The sequence below is a fragment of the Streptomyces sp. NPDC025793 genome, from assembly GCF_055558375.1.
Window position 1 is genome coordinate 67,161 of the sequence record NZ_JBVHMR010000001.1, and the last position, 14,294, is coordinate 81,454.

Sequence of the window (14,294 nt, forward strand, 5' to 3'; positions counted from 1 at the left end):
GGGCGTACGGGCGGTCGGTCAGCCGACGGGGGAGTGCAGGCTCGCGGTGGCCTCGGGGAAGCAGCGCGGATCGTCCCAGAGCAGCTGGAGGTCTCTCGCCCAGTGCCGGTCCGGGTCGTCGGCGGCGTCCGCTGTCAGCCGCAACGACAGGATGTGGCGCGGGAGTTCGGCGGGCGGGACCTCGGCGAGCGAGGCGGAGAGCCGGTCGAGGAATTCGCTGCCCGGGCAGGCGTGCGCGTCGTGCGCACCGCCGGGGCAGGCCGGATCCCCTTGCGCACCGCCAGCGCAGGCCGGACCCCGCTGCGCGCCGCCGGGGCAGCCGGTTCGGGACCACAGGAGGACCGGGACGGGGACCGTGAGACCGACCTCGAAGTGCTGGCGCGCCTCCGTGGGCGAGGTGGCGAAGGCCGCCAGTCCGGCGTCGCCGTCCCACAGCCGCTTGCGCAGGCTCGGCGGCCGCTCCCGGGTGCCGCACTCGACCCGGTGCACCTCGGATCCGCGCCCCGCGTCCAGCTTCTGCCACTTCTTGCGCAACTGGTGGCGCAGCCTGCCACTGTGGTGACGGGCGCGGTCGGTCACCACGAGGGGATAGGCGCAGCCGAGCGGCGTGCTGTCCTCCGCGCTGCACTCCCAGTGCGCCACCGCCTCGTTGAGCCACTCGCGCGACAGGACGAACGTCACCAGCTCGTCGGCGTCCGGGGCGAGGTGCGCGACGGCCTCGTCGATACGGCTCTGCACATAGGCCCGTACGGCGGTCCGCGGCAGCCGGCCCGCACCCACCGGCCGGCGCCGTCCGTCGCGGTACGCGGACACCTCGACGGTCACCTGGTCGGGACCGGCGCCGCTGTGATCGATCTCGACGACGACCGGCGACCAGGCGGAAGGGGCGGAGGAGGGGCGCGCGGGAGCGGGCTCCGGGGGCCGTGCCGCGCCGCCGCCCAGGAGTTCCTGGAGCCGGTCGGCGAGGCGGCTCACCGCCTGCGGGTCCGGTACCTCCCACTGCACATACGCGGCGGCCGCCCCCAGGGAGGCGAAACCGCCCGTCGGCAGGGGTGGTCCGAAGGCGCCCACCGCGTCCACGTACAGCCGGTTCGGATCGCACACCGGGTCGCCCGCCGCCCGCCGCAGCAGGGCGTACAGCCGCCGGCGGGCGTCGTCCGCGTGGCCGGGGGTGGGCACCAGCTCGCCCAGTTCGGGCCAGTACCGGGCCATGACGTCCAGCGGCAGCATGCGGCCCTTGCGCACCTCGGCCGTGCCCGAGGCGGCGGAGACCATGCCGACCACCCTGCCGTCCGGCAGCGTCGCCGCGGACCCGCTGAATCCGGCCACGAGCGGCTGCCCGTGCCCGCTCCACGCGACCAGTTCCAGCCACTCGTCGGCGATCAACTGGCCCGAGACGGCATGGTATTCGGCGAGCGTGCCCTCGTCGTAGCCCTCGGGGAAGCCGTAGGCGATCAGCTTGGGGTACGGCTCGGTGTACGCGGTGTCGGGCGGGGCGAAGCCGGCCGGGGCGAGCGGTATGTCACGGTCCAGTTCGAGTACGGCGACGTCGCCGGGGTCGGTGACCTCACCGGCCCAGCCGCCGTGGGCGACGACCGACGCGGACACCTCGCCCAGCTCCCGGGCGTGCGGAAAGGACACGGACACCGACGCCCGCCCGCTCCACCTGACGACGTGGGCACAGGTCAGCACCCGGCGGCCGGTGACCAGGAAGCCGGCCCCCACCTCGTCGCCGCAGCGGATCCGGGCATGCCAGGCGGCACTGCTTCTCACCGGTCGGCGGACTCCGGTCCCGACGCGGTCGGCCCCGCGGCGTCCTGCCCCGCACGGCCCTGCCCCGGCACGGTCTGCCCCGGCAGGGTCTGCCCCGGCAGGGTCTGTCCGGGCACGGTCTGCCCCGGTGCGCCGTGTCCCGGGCCGGCCGGCTGCACGGCGCCCTGCTCCGGCACACCCGGGCCCGCCGACCAGCTGAGCTTGACGACCAGGTGACCCTCCGTCGAGCCCTTCGCGATGACCGCGCCGGCCTCCGCGGACAGCTTCACGCCGAACTCGATCTCCACCTCGTCGGGGCGCAGGCTGCCGTCCCGGAAGACCCGCAGCGCGGACGCGGCCGCCGCCCGGACCCCCTCCAGCGCGCCCTCGAACGTGCGCGCCGCCTGCGCCGGGCCGTCGCCGCGCGAGACGAGGCGGGCGCCCGACCGGGTGCTGACGTCCTCCGCCAGCACGAGCGCGCCGTCCTCGGTCCTGAACTCCATCAACCCGTCCATGGCGACGCTCGCTCCCCGTTCGTACTCGTTGGTGACGCTGACCAACTCCTATGTTACGGACGGTGCTTCACAAGTCCCGTTTTCCCAGGCGAGCGGCGGGGCGTCGGCCGAGGTTGGCGGGAACCCGCCACTGCGCCACCACGCCGCCTCCGCCCGGCACCGCGGTGGCACGACCCGCCGGACACTCTTTCGCAGTACTCGACGCACCCGACGCACCCGACGCACTCGACCACACGAGAAGAGGCGTGGATGACCAGAGGACCAGTCGGACGCGGGGCGGCACCGCTGGCGGCGGGGCTGGTGAGCGCCCTGATCCCGGCCGGCCCGGTGGCAGCGGCGGCGCATCCCGCTCCGCACCCCGTCCCGCGCCCACCGGGCAGTGGCAGCCCGGCCGCGGCCACCACCGTCACCCTCGTCACCGGCGACAAGGTGACCGCCACCGATCCCGGGCACGGCAGGAAGACGGTCACCGTGCGGCGGCCCGAGGGCGCCACCGGGGTCGTGCGGACACAGGAGAGCGGCGGTGCGATCAGCGTCGTACCGGACGAGGCGCTGCCGTATCTGCGGGCCGGGACGCTGGACCGGCGGCTGTTCGACGTGAGCGGGCTGATCCGGCAGGGGCTGACCGACGCCGGGTCCGGCGCGACCCCGCTGATCGTGACCTACGGCCGGGGCGCGCGGGCCGCCACCCCGGCGGGTGCCGTGACCGAGCGCGCCCGGCCCAGCCTCGGCGGGGCCGCGGTCGAGGCGGCCGAGGGGCGCACCTTCCGGCGGTCGTTCACCCGCGGCGACGGCGTCGCCAAGGTCTGGCTCGACGGGCGGGTCGACCCCGCCCACTGGCCGCTCGCCACCCGGGGCCACACCGTGTGGACCTTCCGCTCGGCGGCCACCCCGGACGGCCACTGGACCTGTCTGCCGCTGGTCAACCTCGCCTACGACCTGGACACCGGCCTCGCGGGCACGGTGCGGGGCGGTTCGCGGATCCCGGTCGGGCTCAGCGCGTCGTACGTGGCGGGGGCCGCCGGCACGGGGACGCGGCCGCCGGAGGGCCGGAGGTGTCGTACGACGACGGCACGACGTGGCACACCGTGTCGCTGACCGGCAAGGACGCCGCCTGGCGCGGCAGGCTGACCGTGCCGCGCACGGCGACGTCGGTCTCGCTGCGGGCGTCCGCCAAGGACGACCGGGGCGGATCGGTCACGCAGGAGATCGTCCGGGCGGTGGGGGTGAAGTGACCTACGGCTGGGTGCGGTTCACGATCCCCCGGATCACCCCCAGCTCCACCAGGTCCTGCGGCCGGATGCGCAGGTGCCCGGCGGTCGCCTCGGTCTCGTCCGCGGGGCGTTTGAGGATGGCGGCCGCGAGCTCCGGGGCGATCACCGAGAAGTAGCTGTCCGGGGTGGCCCAGGTGTTGCCGGGGGCGGCCAGGGCGAGGGCGCCGCCGGAGCCGCCCTCGCCGATCACCAGGGTGGTGACGGGGACGCGGGCGGCCGCCACCGCGGCGAACACCTCGGCGATGGCCGGGCCGGCCCCCTGCCGCTCGGCCTCCGCGTCGTTCGCGGCGCCCGGGGTGTCCACCAGGGTCAGCACGGGGATGCCCAGCCGGTCCGCGAGCCGGATCAGCCGGGCGGCGGTGCGGTACCCGGCGGGCCGGGTCGCCGTCCCGGTCTGTGCCGCGTAGGCCACGGTGCGGCCGTCCCGCTCGCCGAACCCGCACAGCATGCCCTCGGGGTCCGTGCCGCCGCACCGGTCCCCGCTGATGCCGAGCCGGTGGGTGAAGCAGGCGTCCAAGTAGGCCTGGGCGCGCGGGCGTTCGGGGGAGCGGGCGCGTCGGACCGCGTCCCAGCCGGTGCGGGGGAGGTCCGTCCGTCCCAGGGCCGGGGGCAGGGGCGCCTCGGCGACGGGGGCCGGAGCCGGGGCCGTGGGGGAGAGCAGGCGCAGCCACAGCCCCAGCGTCTGCTTCAGCTCCCGCGCCGGTACGACCGCGTCCACCGCACCCGTCGCCAGCTGCGACTCCGCCGTGTAGGCGGCCGGGTCGGCGTCCGTCGGCCGGACGCGCGAGCCGGCGAAGCCCACCTGTACGCCGGGCAGGGCCAGGGTGACGTCGGCGCCCGCGCCGAGGGTGGCCCAGCCGCCGCCGGTCGTGGGGTCCCGCAACACCGCGATCTGCGGCAGGCCCGCCGCACGGGTGAGGGCCGACTGCCGGGCCACGCGCTGGAGTTGGGTGAGGGCGAGCATGCCCTCCTGCATCCGGCTGCCCCCGGTCGCGACCAGCGGCACGACCGGCAGCCGGTGGGCACGGGCGTGGCCGTAGGCCGCCTCCAGCCGGTCCCCGGTGCGTTCGCCGAGCGAGCCGCCGAGGAAGCCGAACTCGAAGGCGATCAGCACGGCCGGGGTGCCGTCGACGCGGGCGGTGCCGCAGACGACGGACTCCTCCTCGCCGGTGCGGCCGGCGGCGCGGGCGCGCGAGGCGTCGTAGCCCTGCCAGCGAAGGGGCCCGTCGGGCTGTGACTCCCGTTGCGGGGCCGGGAGTTCACCGAAGCTGCCGGGGTCCGTGACCAGCGCCAGGAACTCCCGCGCCGAGCGCCGCTCAGGCATCGGCCACCAGCGCACGCTTCATGATCTTGCCCATGTCGTTGCGGGGGAGGGCGGCGAGGTGGTGGACGACGCGGGGGCGCTTGTGGGGGGCCAGACGGCGGGCCACATGGTCCGCCAACTCCTCGGCGGTAGGCGGCGACTGCGGGTCCGCCGGGACGACCCACGCCACGATCCGCTCGCCCAGGTCCGCGTCCGGCTCGCCGGTGACGGCGGCCTCGCGCACCCCGGGGTGCTCCAGCAGCGCGTTCTCGATCTCGCCCGCCCCGATCTTGTAACCGCCGCTCTTGATCAGGTCGGTGGCCTTGCGCCCGACGATGCGGACGTACCCGTCGCGCTCGCGCACGGCCATGTCGCCGGTGCGGAACCAGCCGTCGGCGGTGAAGGCGGCGGCCGTGGCGTCGGGACGGTTCAGGTACTCGGTGAACAGGTTCGCCCCCCGCACCTGGATCTCGCCGACGCTCTCCCCGTCGCACCCGGCGATCTCCGTGCCGTCCTCCTCCACCAGCCGCAGCTCCACGCCCGGCAGCGGCACGCCGACGGTCCCGGGCCGGGCCTCGCCGTCGGCGCGGACGCTGGTGTTCATGAGGGTCTCGGTCATGCCGTAGCGCTCGATGACCCGGCGCCCGGTCGCCGCCGCGATCCGCTCGTGGTCGTGCACCGGCAGCGCGGCCGAGCCGGACACCAGCAGCCGGGCCCGGCCGAGGGCCTCGGCCAGCTCCGGGTCTTCCGGCAGGGCCTCGGCGATGCGGTGGTACATCGTCGGCACGCCGAAGAGCATGGTCGCGCCGCAGGTCAGCTCGCGCGCGACGCCCTCGGTGCTGAACCGGCCCAGGTGCCGGACGCTGCCGCCGCGCCGCAGCGGGCCCAGGGTGCCGAGCACGAGCCCGTGCACATGGAAGAGGGGCAGCCCGTGCACGAGCACGTCGTCGGCCGTCCACTGCCAGGCGTCGGCGAGGGCGTCGAGGGTCGTGGCGAGGGCCCGGCGGGGCAGGACGGCGCCCTTGGGCGGGCCGGTGGTGCCGGAGGTGTAGACGATCAGTGCCGGGTCCGTGTCGGAGACCTCGGCGGCGGGGGCGGCGGGCCCGGTGGCAAACGCGTCCACGTCCAGTCGTGCCAAGTCGCCCGGCCCGGCGGGCAGTTGGGTGCCGGGGGCGGCGAGGACGAGCGTGGGCGCGCTGTCGGAGACGATGTGCGCGAGCTCCTTCTCGCCCGACTTCGGGTTCAGCGGTACGGCGGCCGCCCCGGCCAGCAGCACCCCCGTCACGGCGACGGTTGTCTCCAGCTCCGGGGTGGCCCACACGGCGACCCGGCGGGCCCCGCGCAGCCGCCCGGCGAGCGCGCCCGCGGCCGCGGCCAGCTCGCCGTACGTCAGGGACCGCTCACCGAACCGCAGGGCGACCCGGTCACGCGGACCGTCCGCCAGAGCGGGAAAGAGGGAGGACACGCGGCGCACTCCTTACTGTCGGCACTGTCGACCGCCGGAACCGTCTCGGCACTGTCGTAGACCGTAACGGTCGGCACGCGGGTTGTTAGCCTCACCCTTGTCGAACCGTCGTACGACAAGGAGTCCCGCCGTGCCCCGCATCGCCCTCGCCACCTACGACCCCGGCGCCCTGGCGCACCGGGACGCCGATCTGCCGGTGCTGGTGCGGGCGCTCCAGGACGGCGGGGCCGAGGCCGAGGCGCGGTACTGGGACGACGAGAAGGCCGACTGGGGCGAGTACGACCTCGTCGTCATCCGGTCCACCTGGGACTACAGCTGGCGGGCCGCCGAGTTCGAGGAGTGGGTGGAGCGGGTCGCGGCGCGCACGAGGCTCGCCAATCCGGCGTCCGTGGTCCGGTGGAGCATGGACAAGCGGTATCTGGGGGCACTGGCGGCGGCCGGGGTGCCGACCGTGCCCACCTCCTACATCGCGCCGGGCGAGGCGACCCCGCTGCCCACCGGGCACGAGTACGTGATCAAGCCCACGTCCGGCGCGGGGGCGCGGTTCGCCGCCCGGTACGCGCCCGCCGAGCACGACGCGGCCCGGCGGCAGCTCGCCCGGATGCACGCCGAGGGGTTCACGGCGATGGTGCAGCCGTACGTGCGCGGCATCGACGTCAGCGGCGAGCGCGCGCTCCAGTTCTTCGGCGGCCGGCTGCTGCACGCCAGCCGCAAGGGGGCCGTCCTCGCGCCGGGCACGCCGTACGACGCCGCCAAGGTGGCCCACCCGGACCTGGAGCGCTGGCAGCCGACCGAGGCCGAACTCGCCGTCGCCGAGCGGGCGTTGGAGGCCGTGCCCGGCGGACCCGAGCTGCTGTACGCCCGCGTGGACCTCGTGGACGGGGAGGACGGCGCGCCCCGGCTGATGGAGCTGGAGCTGGTGGAGCCGAATCTGTTCCTGTGGCTGCACCCCGGGTCCCTGGAGCGGGTGACGCGGTCGATCCTGGCCGCGGCGGGCTGACCGGACCGCTCACCGCTCGACCGCGCCGCGGCACGCCCGTGCGTACGCTGCGACCAGCGGGCGGTGTGCGTCCTCGCGGCGCCAGGCCAGCACGTAGCGGCTGGGGCCGATGCCCCGGACCGGGCGGGTGGTGACGCCGCCCAGGCTGATCAGGGGCGCGTTGCCCGCGGCCACCAGACAGACGCCGAGGCCCGCGACGAGCGCCTCGTACGTCTCCTCCGCCCCGGAGATCTCCGCGCCGATCCGGGGCGGCCGGCCGGCGCGGGCGTCCAGGGCGAGCCAGTGGTCGCGCAGCGGGCCCGCGCTCTCGGACAGGGCGAGGAACGGCTCGTCCAGGAGGTCCGCGAAGTCCAGTTCGGCGCGCGCGGCCAGCGGGTGGCTCTCCGGCAGGGCCAGCAGGCGCGGTTCCTCGGCGACCAGCGTCCAGTCGTAGCGCTCCTCGTCCGGCAGCGGCAGCCACACGAAGGCGACGTCCGTCCCGCCGTCGGCCAGGCCGGCCGTCGGATCGTCCCAGGTCAGCTGGCGCAGCCGGAGCGTGACCTCGGGGTGTTCGGCGGTGAACCGGGAGCGCACGGCCGGCAGCAGCCCGCCCCGGCCCGGACTGGTGCTCATGCCCACCACGAGCGTGCTGCGCCGGTCCGCCTCGGTCGCCTCGACGGCCGCCGCGCCCGCCTCCCAGGCGGACAGCACGTCCCGTGCGTGGGGCAGCAGCGCCGCGCCCGCCGCCGTCAGTGCCACCCCGTGCCGGTCGCGTCGCAGCAGCTCCGCCCCCAACTGCCGCTCCAGCGCCCGGATCTGCTTGCTCAGCGCGGGCTGCGAGACGTAGAGACTCTCGGCGGCGCGCGTGAAGTGCAGTTCCTCGGCGACCGCGACGAAGTAGCGCAGATCGCGGACGTGGACGTCGATCGTCATAGCCGTTGGTTATCACCACGGGTCTTGGACGGGCAACGCTATCCGGCGGCAGTGTGGTCCGTGTCGAAGTCGAACACGGCGCGTGCGATCGGGAGTTGTGATGAACAAGGTGTGGTTGGTGACCGGGGCGAGCAGCGGGTTCGGGCGGGCGATCACCGAGGCCGCCGTCGCCGCCGGTGATGTGGTGGTCGGCGCCGCCCGGCGCCCCGAGGCCCTGGGCGACCTGGTGGCCGCCCATCCCGACCAGGTGGAGGCCCTCCGGCTGGACGTGACCGACACCGCCGCGATCGAGTCGGCGGTCCGGGATGTCCTGGCCCGGCACGGGCGGATCGACGTGCTGGTCAACAACGCGGGCCGCACGCACGTCGGCGCCGTCGAGGAGACCACCGAGCAGGAGCTGCGGGACCTGTTCGACCTGCATGTCTTCGGGCCGACGGCGCTCGTGCGGGCGGTGCTGCCGCACATGCGGGAGCGGCGCTCGGGGGCGATCGTGCAGATGAGCAGCATGGGCGGGCAGATGTCCTTCGCGGGCTTCGGCGCGTACAGCGGGACGAAGTTCGCGCTGGAGGGCATCTCGGAGGCGCTCGCGGACGAGGTCGCCGAGTTCGGGATCAAGGTGCTGATCGTGGAGCCGGGCGGGTTCCGGACCTCGCTGATGGAGCCTGCGCGGGCCGGGACCAGCGCGGACAGCGGGGTGTACGCGAAGGTCGCCGAGACACGCGGCATGGTGTCCGGCGGCGACGGCACCCAGCCAGGCGACCCCGCCAAGGCGGCGGCCCTCATCCGGGCCGCGCTGGAGGCGGAGCACACCCCGCTGCGGCTGCCGCTCGGCGACGACGGCGTGAGCGCGGTCCTCGCCCACCTCGACCGGGTACGGGACGACGTCACGGCCTGGGAGAAGCGGACCCGGGCGACGGGCTTCGAGGACTGAGTCAGTCCCGTACGGCCGTCCGCTGCAACAGCCCCCAGGTGAACTCGGCGACCACCTCGTGCCGTACGCCCGCCCGGTCCGGCGCGGTGAAGGCGAGGCCCCAGCGCGTCGGTGCCGTGCCCTCCAGGGGGCGGGCCGGGGCGAAGGCGCGGGCGGCCTCGTCCACCGTGCAGGACCAGGGGGTCAGGTCCTCCAGGGTCCGCAGCGCCGGCGGCGGCGCTGCGGGCGCGCGCACCAGCCACTCGTTCCACACCGCCCCGTCCGGCCCGACCAGTGCCTCGAAGCGCAGGTCGGGCCAGAGGGGCAGGGACCAGCGCCGGGCCTCGCAGTCGGCGTCGCCGAGGCGGCGGGGGACCACCGACTCCGGCTCGCCGAGGACGGAGCGGTACCGGGCGGCCGCACCGCGCGACCTGGGCGAGCGGACCATGGCCTGCCACCGCTTGTTGGCCTCCCGCATGTCCGCGAGCGACGCCCCGAGCCGTCGCCGGGCGTCCTCGACCAGAGCGGGATTGTGGTCGGCCATGCGGCGCAGCAGCACCAGCTGGAAGTCGACGTACATGCCCTTCATGGTGCCCGGCGTGCTCCCGCCCATTGCCCGTACACCTCCCCGTGACTAGCCTATGTTCGTCATGCCGATCGCCTGTTGATATCTCGAACATATGAGGGACGTCGACCGGGCGCTTAGACCCAAGGGAGGGGGCCGGACGTGGGACGCCTCGTGCCTGCCGTGACCCGGGCTCTCGACATTCTTGAGCTGTTCCTCGACGGAGACGGGACGCTCTCCGCCCCCGACATCGTGCGCAAGCTGCAACTGCCGCGCACCACCGTGCACGAGCTGGTCACCACGCTCGCCGCCCGGTCGTACATCGTGCCCGTTCCGGGACAGCCCGGACGTTACCGGCTCGGCGTGCGCCCGTACCAGCTCGGCAGCCGCTACGCCGAACAGCTCGACCTCGCCGCCGAGGGCCAGCAGGTGGCCCGCACGGTCGCCGAGACCTGCGACGAGACGGTGCACGTGGCGATCCTGGAGGGCACCGACGTCATCTACATCGCCAAGGTCGACTCCACGCACGCGGTGCGCATGGTCTCGGCGGCGGGGCGCCGGCTCCCGGCCCACTGCACCTCCGTCGGCAAGATGCTGCTCGCCTCGCTGCCGCAGCAGGAGCTGACGGCGCGCGTCCCGGACGACGCCGAGCTGAGCGCGATGACGCCGAACAGCATCACCGATCCCGGGGCGCTGCGCGAGGCGCTGGCGCAGATCCGGCAGCGCGGGATCGCGGTGGAGAGCCGCGAGTCCAACCCGGACGTGAGCTGTGTGGCGGCGCCGGTGCGCGACCGCACGGGCCAGGTGGTCGCCGCCCTGTCCATCTCGGTGCCGATGATCCGCTGGAGCGAGGAGCGCCGGACCGAGCTGGAGCAGCTGGCCGTGAAGGGCGCGGCGGACCTGTCCGAGCGGCTCGGGCACCGGAGCGCCGAGTGAGCGCGGGCGGACCCGAGGTCGCGGTCCGGGCGGAGGCGACCCTCGGCGAGGGCCCGACCTGGGACCCGGCGACCGGGCGGCTGCTCTGGCTGGACATCCTGGGCATGCGCCTGCACACGTACGACCCGGCGGCCGGGCGGCGTACGGTGCGCACGACGGAGCAGCACGTCGGCGCCGCCAAGCCGCGGGCGGGCGGGGGCCTGGTGCTCAACCTGCGGGACGGCGTGGGCCTGTTGGACCCCGACGACAGCTTCCGCTGGCTGCACCACGAGCCGGTGCCGGGGCGCCGTGCGAACGACGCCGCGGTGGCGCCGGACGGCTCGCTGTGGGCGGGCACGATGCGCTACGACGAGGCGGCGGGAGGCGGCACGCTGAGCCGGCTGACGGGCGACGGCAGGGTCGAGACGGTCCTGCCCGACGTCACGGTCAGCAACGGCACGGGCTGGAGCCCGGACGGCCGCCTGATGTACTACGCCGACACCCCGACGCGCCGCGTCGACGTCTTCGACCACGACGGCGGGTGCGTGGCGAACCGCCGCCCGCTGGTGGAGATCGAGGCGGGCGCGGGCTTCCCGGACGGCCTGACGGTCGACGCGGAGGGCTGTGTGTGGGTGGCCCTGTGGGACGGCGGGGCGATCCGCCGCTACACGCCGGCCGGCGCGCTGGACCGGGTGATCACCCTGCCGACCCCGCGCACGACGGCCTGCGCGTTCGGCGGCGCCGCTCTGACCGACCTGTACGTCACGACAGCCAGGGTCGGGCTGGAGTCGCCGGACCCGCTGGCGGGCTCGCTGCTGGTCGTCCCGGGAGCGGGGCAGGGAGTCGCGCAACCGGCCTTCTCAGGCTGACGGCACCCTCTCCCGCACCCGCGCCCGCACCGCCTCGATCTCCTCGGGGCGGCGCAGGGCGCGGGAGACCGGGGCGATGTCGCCGAGCAGGTTCGCCGGGTCGGGGCCGGTCACCGGCTCGGGCGGTTCCGGCGTACGGCGCTTGTGCTCGATCGCGTCCAGGACGGCGGCCGCCGCCGCCAGCGCGCGGGCGCGCTCGGCGGAGTGACCGAGGGCGCGCGCCGCGTCGTACAGGCGGGTCGCCAGGTCGCTGTCGAGGTAGCGGGTCAGCGGGAGCAGGACGTCGCGGACGAAGGTCTCGCGACGCGTCAGGCGCAGTTCCGGGGCGGCGCGGAGCACGAAGGGCACGCAGTCGCCGCTGACCGTGCGCATCAGCCGGTACAGCGGGCGCAGTTCGCGGTGGGCCAGGCGCACCCGCCAGCGGTCGTACAGGTACTGGCCCGCGTGCGGGAGGATGAAGCCCGCCGCGACCAGGATCGCGGAGAGCGACGCGACCGGCGGGGCGAGGTCCGTGCTGAGCCAGTCCAGGTCGTGCCCGGACCACCGCGCGCCGACGGCGGTCAGCTTGGCCCCGTCGAAGACGATGTTGAGCGCGTATCCGGCGCCCAGCAGCTTCAGGCCCCAGCGCAGGAAGCCGTCCAGTCCCCCGGCGTGCGCCCAGTTCCAGATGAGCCGCGAGGCGACCAGACAGGCCGCGGTGTGCGCGCAGAGGTACAGCAGGATCTCCTCGCGCATGAACGGCGTGCCCGCGTAGTAGGTGTCGAGGTCCCGTATCCGCTCCACGGGCGCGTCCGCCGACAGGAACAGCGCCCACAGCGCGACGATCACCGCGGAGTACCCCGAGACCACCCGGCGCACCGCCCGCCGCGTCGCCGCCGAGCGGTCGGACAGGCCGTTGCGCCACGTCACGATCAGCAGCAGGCCGGACGCGGACATCGCCGTGATGAGCGAATAGCACCAGGGCGCCGCGATGTTGGGCACCCCGGTCAGCCGGTTGACGCGGTGGATCGTGGACGGCGTGCAGAAGACGAACACCGCGCAGGCGAGCAGCAGCAGCCCGCCGACCGCGCGCAGCAGCGGGTCCCGCCACAGCCGGATGATCGTGGGCAGCTTGAGCACCAGCGCGGTGGTCAGCACGGCCGTGGGGATCCAGAAGGAGATGTAGAACGCGCCGAGGAACTGTGCGGGATCCAGCGCCAGTTCTCTCACCGCGCGGTTCCCCCTTCTTCGGACGCTCGGTTCACCTCCGGGGCGCTGGATGCCGGTGTCGAGAGACCGATCGTGCTCGGCGCCTCGCGCCTCCGCGCGTTCGCCCTCTCGACACCGGCGCGCCCCTTCGACTCACTCGCCTGCTCGCGTCCGCGGTAGCCGAGGGCCCGTTGGAGCGGGTCCGGCGGGGCGGGGCGGGTGACGGAGAGGCGGTCGCCGCTGAGGCGGCCGCGGAACAGGGTGGCCAGCCGGTGCCCGAAGTCGTCCGCCTCGGCCTCGTCGGCCGCCCGGGAGCCGTTGCGCGCGGCCACCGTGAGCGCGTCCGCCAGCCGGCCCGGCGCCTCGGCGAAGGCCCGGGCCGCCGCGTCGCCCGCCAGGCGGTGGTGCCGGTGCCCGGCGTGCAGATGCCACAACTCATGGCCCAGGATCACCAGTTGCTGCACCGGCGCGGCCCGCTCCTCCACGATCACCAGGTCGAAGTCCGCGAACTCCACGCACAGTCCGGTGACTTCGAGCTCGTCCGGGAAGCGTTCGAAGCGCAGCTCCACCGGCCGCCCGCCGCGCCGCGCGCTCATCTCCTCGCACAGGGCCCGGCACAACCCCCGTACGTCGTCCGGAACGTCGGGCCGGGAGCGGACGGCGTCGGCGAGTTCGCGGGCCAGCGCGCGCAGCGCCGAGCCCCGCCGCGAGACATGTCCGGAGGGTCGCAGTCGTGCGGCCAGTCGTGCCGACAGCTCGCGCGCGCCCGCGATGCCCATCGAACCCCCTTCCGCCGGTCCGAGCGTACGCGTCCGGGCGTATCCCCGTCACGGGATCCCGGCGACCTTCGTCGAAGGAGAAACCACCGACGGGCTTGTGTCCGACCCATTGACGTGGAAGCGCTTCGAACCTACGGTCCCGTTCGAAGTTACGAGCACCATTCGACATTTCGAACGTCTCGAATGTCTTGATCATGAGGGGACGGTGGGAGCAAGGCATGGGACGACCTGGCCTGAGTCGCGGGCAACTTCTCGGCGCGGCGGGCGGCTCGGCGGTGGCCGCGAGCTTCGGCTTCGGCGCACTCGGCACCGGAGCGGACGCACTCGCCTCCACCGCGCGCTCCCGGCCGCCTCCTGGACGCCCGGGACGTCGGCCTGCTCGCCACGTACGGCCTGTTGGGAGGCGGACCACAACCCCGGGCTGTGGCAGCGCGGCGTCATCGACGGCAAGCTCTACGCCCTCCCGCTCGACGTCCACGTCCAACTCTGCTTCTACCGCAAGGACGTCCTGAAGAAGGCGGGCCTGCTCGGCTCCGACGACCGGATCGTGCCTCCTGCGACGCCTGCCGCCAGGGCGCGAACTCCACCTGCAAGATCCGTGTGGGCCGCTCGACGTCGGTCACGGGCCCCTGCACGGACAGCACGGGCAAGCCGATGCCCGACGGCGGCGGCGACCTCGTCCTCGCCTCCCACGGCCGCCGCATCGGCCCCGGCGGCGAGTCGACGTTCCGCGCCCACGGCACGACCGGGCTGGCGTACCACTACTACGACGCGAACGACGACGACACCCCGAAGCCTGGCCTCCACCAGCTGGGCCGGCGTGCCGGCCGGCCTGTTGTGAAGTGAC

The 14,294-nt window shown here is 74.8% G+C and carries 13 protein-coding genes and 3 pseudogenes; 8 read left to right on the top strand and 8 right to left on the bottom strand.

The features are described 5' to 3' along the window. Positions 1-18: 18 nt before the first annotated feature. Together ACZ4MF_RS00325 and ACZ4MF_RS00330 are read right to left on the bottom strand one after the other, a co-directional pair. Positions 19-1,773 (bottom strand): VMAP-C domain-containing protein, encoded by a 1,755-nt coding sequence (locus tag ACZ4MF_RS00325; protein ID WP_467488355.1) that lies wholly within the window; start codon positions 1,771-1,773, stop codon positions 19-21. Then, positions 1,770-2,312 carry a CU044_2847 family protein gene (locus ACZ4MF_RS00330; RefSeq protein WP_467488357.1) on the bottom strand — a complete coding sequence of 181 codons (543 nt, stop codon included), beginning with the start codon at positions 2,310-2,312 and terminating at the stop codon, positions 1,770-1,772. The genes ACZ4MF_RS00325 and ACZ4MF_RS00330 overlap by 4 nt, the downstream gene beginning before the upstream one ends. Positions 2,313-2,516: 204 nt before the next feature. Here ACZ4MF_RS00330 and ACZ4MF_RS00335 point away from each other — a divergent pair. Then, positions 2,517-3,092 (top strand): annotated as a pseudogene (locus tag ACZ4MF_RS00335) (S8 family serine peptidase); the annotation flags it as partial. Between the two features lie 230 nt (positions 3,093-3,322). Further along, positions 3,323-3,502, top strand: a complete 180-nt coding sequence (locus ACZ4MF_RS00340; RefSeq protein WP_467488359.1) for a hypothetical protein — start codon at positions 3,323-3,325, stop codon at positions 3,500-3,502. 1 nt (position 3,503) lies between these two features. Here ACZ4MF_RS00340 and ACZ4MF_RS00345 read toward each other — a convergent pair whose 3' ends face one another. Further along, positions 3,504-4,865 carry a carboxyl transferase domain-containing protein gene (locus ACZ4MF_RS00345; RefSeq protein WP_467488361.1) on the bottom strand — a complete coding sequence of 454 codons (1,362 nt, stop codon included), beginning with the start codon at positions 4,863-4,865 and terminating at the stop codon, positions 3,504-3,506. Next, complete coding sequence (locus ACZ4MF_RS00350; protein WP_467488363.1) at positions 4,858-6,309, bottom strand: acyl-CoA synthetase; 1,452 nt, start codon at positions 6,307-6,309, stop codon at positions 4,858-4,860. The genes ACZ4MF_RS00345 and ACZ4MF_RS00350 overlap by 8 nt, the downstream gene beginning before the upstream one ends. A 130-nt stretch (positions 6,310-6,439) precedes the next feature. Here ACZ4MF_RS00350 and ACZ4MF_RS00355 point away from each other — a divergent pair, with 130 nt between their 5' ends. Beyond that, complete coding sequence (locus ACZ4MF_RS00355; RefSeq protein WP_467488365.1) at positions 6,440-7,309, top strand: ATP-grasp domain-containing protein; 870 nt, start codon at positions 6,440-6,442, stop codon at positions 7,307-7,309. Positions 7,310-7,318: 9 nt separating this feature from the next. Here the strand turns inward: ACZ4MF_RS00355 and ACZ4MF_RS00360 are convergent, their stop codons facing one another. Next, positions 7,319-8,221, bottom strand: a complete 903-nt coding sequence (locus ACZ4MF_RS00360; protein ID WP_467488367.1) for a LysR family transcriptional regulator — start codon at positions 8,219-8,221, stop codon at positions 7,319-7,321. A 100-nt stretch (positions 8,222-8,321) separates the two neighbouring features. Between ACZ4MF_RS00360 and ACZ4MF_RS00365 the strand changes: the two genes are divergently transcribed. Beyond that, on the top strand, positions 8,322-9,152 hold the full coding sequence (locus ACZ4MF_RS00365) for an oxidoreductase (RefSeq protein WP_467488369.1): 831 nt from the start codon (positions 8,322-8,324) through the stop codon (positions 9,150-9,152). A 1-nt stretch (position 9,153) separates the two neighbouring features. Here the strand turns inward: ACZ4MF_RS00365 and ACZ4MF_RS00370 are convergent, their stop codons facing one another. Then, the gene (locus ACZ4MF_RS00370; protein ID WP_467488371.1) at positions 9,154-9,744 is read right to left on the bottom strand and encodes a hypothetical protein; all 591 of its coding nucleotides are present in this window, start codon (positions 9,742-9,744) and stop codon (positions 9,154-9,156) included. Positions 9,745-9,858: 114 nt separating this feature from the next. On the opposite strand from ACZ4MF_RS00370, the gene ACZ4MF_RS00375 reads away from it, so the two are divergent. Together ACZ4MF_RS00375 and ACZ4MF_RS00380 are read left to right on the top strand one after the other, a co-directional pair. Beyond that, a complete protein-coding gene (locus ACZ4MF_RS00375) occupies positions 9,859-10,632 on the top strand; it encodes an IclR family transcriptional regulator (RefSeq protein ID WP_467488373.1) in 774 nt (257 codons plus the stop codon). Beyond that, positions 10,629-11,480, top strand: a complete 852-nt coding sequence (locus ACZ4MF_RS00380; protein WP_467488375.1) for an SMP-30/gluconolactonase/LRE family protein — start codon at positions 10,629-10,631, stop codon at positions 11,478-11,480. Before ACZ4MF_RS00375 ends, ACZ4MF_RS00380 begins: the two co-directional genes overlap by 4 nt. Here the strand turns inward: ACZ4MF_RS00380 and ACZ4MF_RS00385 are convergent. Further along, positions 11,472-12,689 (bottom strand): MAB_1171c family putative transporter, encoded by a 1,218-nt coding sequence (locus tag ACZ4MF_RS00385; RefSeq protein WP_467488377.1) that lies wholly within the window; start codon positions 12,687-12,689, stop codon positions 11,472-11,474. The genes ACZ4MF_RS00380 and ACZ4MF_RS00385 overlap by 9 nt on opposite strands. 149 nt (positions 12,690-12,838) lie before the next feature. After that, positions 12,839-13,447: pseudogene (locus ACZ4MF_RS00390) on the bottom strand (toxin-antitoxin system, toxin component family protein); the annotation flags it as partial. 218 nt (positions 13,448-13,665) lie between these two features. On the opposite strand from ACZ4MF_RS00390, the pseudogene ACZ4MF_RS00395 reads away from it, so the two are divergent. After that, positions 13,666-14,000: pseudogene (locus ACZ4MF_RS00395) on the top strand (hypothetical protein); the annotation flags it as partial. Between the two features lie 47 nt (positions 14,001-14,047). Then, positions 14,048-14,293 carry a hypothetical protein gene (locus ACZ4MF_RS00400; RefSeq protein ID WP_467489488.1) on the top strand — a complete coding sequence of 82 codons (246 nt, stop codon included), beginning with the start codon at positions 14,048-14,050 and terminating at the stop codon, positions 14,291-14,293. The last annotated feature ends 1 nt before the right edge of the window (position 14,294 follow it).

Excerpts from the sequence above, each read along its gene's own strand:
- ACZ4MF_RS00365 (WP_467488369.1), top strand. The coding sequence starts at position 8,322 with ATGAACAAGGTGTGGTTGGTGACCGGGGCGAGCAGCGGGTTCGGGCGG.
- ACZ4MF_RS00345 (WP_467488361.1), bottom strand. The coding sequence starts at position 4,865 with ATGCCTGAGCGGCGCTCGGCGCGGGAGTTCCTGGCGCTGGTCACGGAC.
- ACZ4MF_RS00370 (WP_467488371.1), bottom strand. The coding sequence starts at position 9,744 with ATGGGCGGGAGCACGCCGGGCACCATGAAGGGCATGTACGTCGACTTC.
- ACZ4MF_RS00360 (WP_467488367.1), bottom strand. The coding sequence starts at position 8,221 with ATGACGATCGACGTCCACGTCCGCGATCTGCGCTACTTCGTCGCGGTC.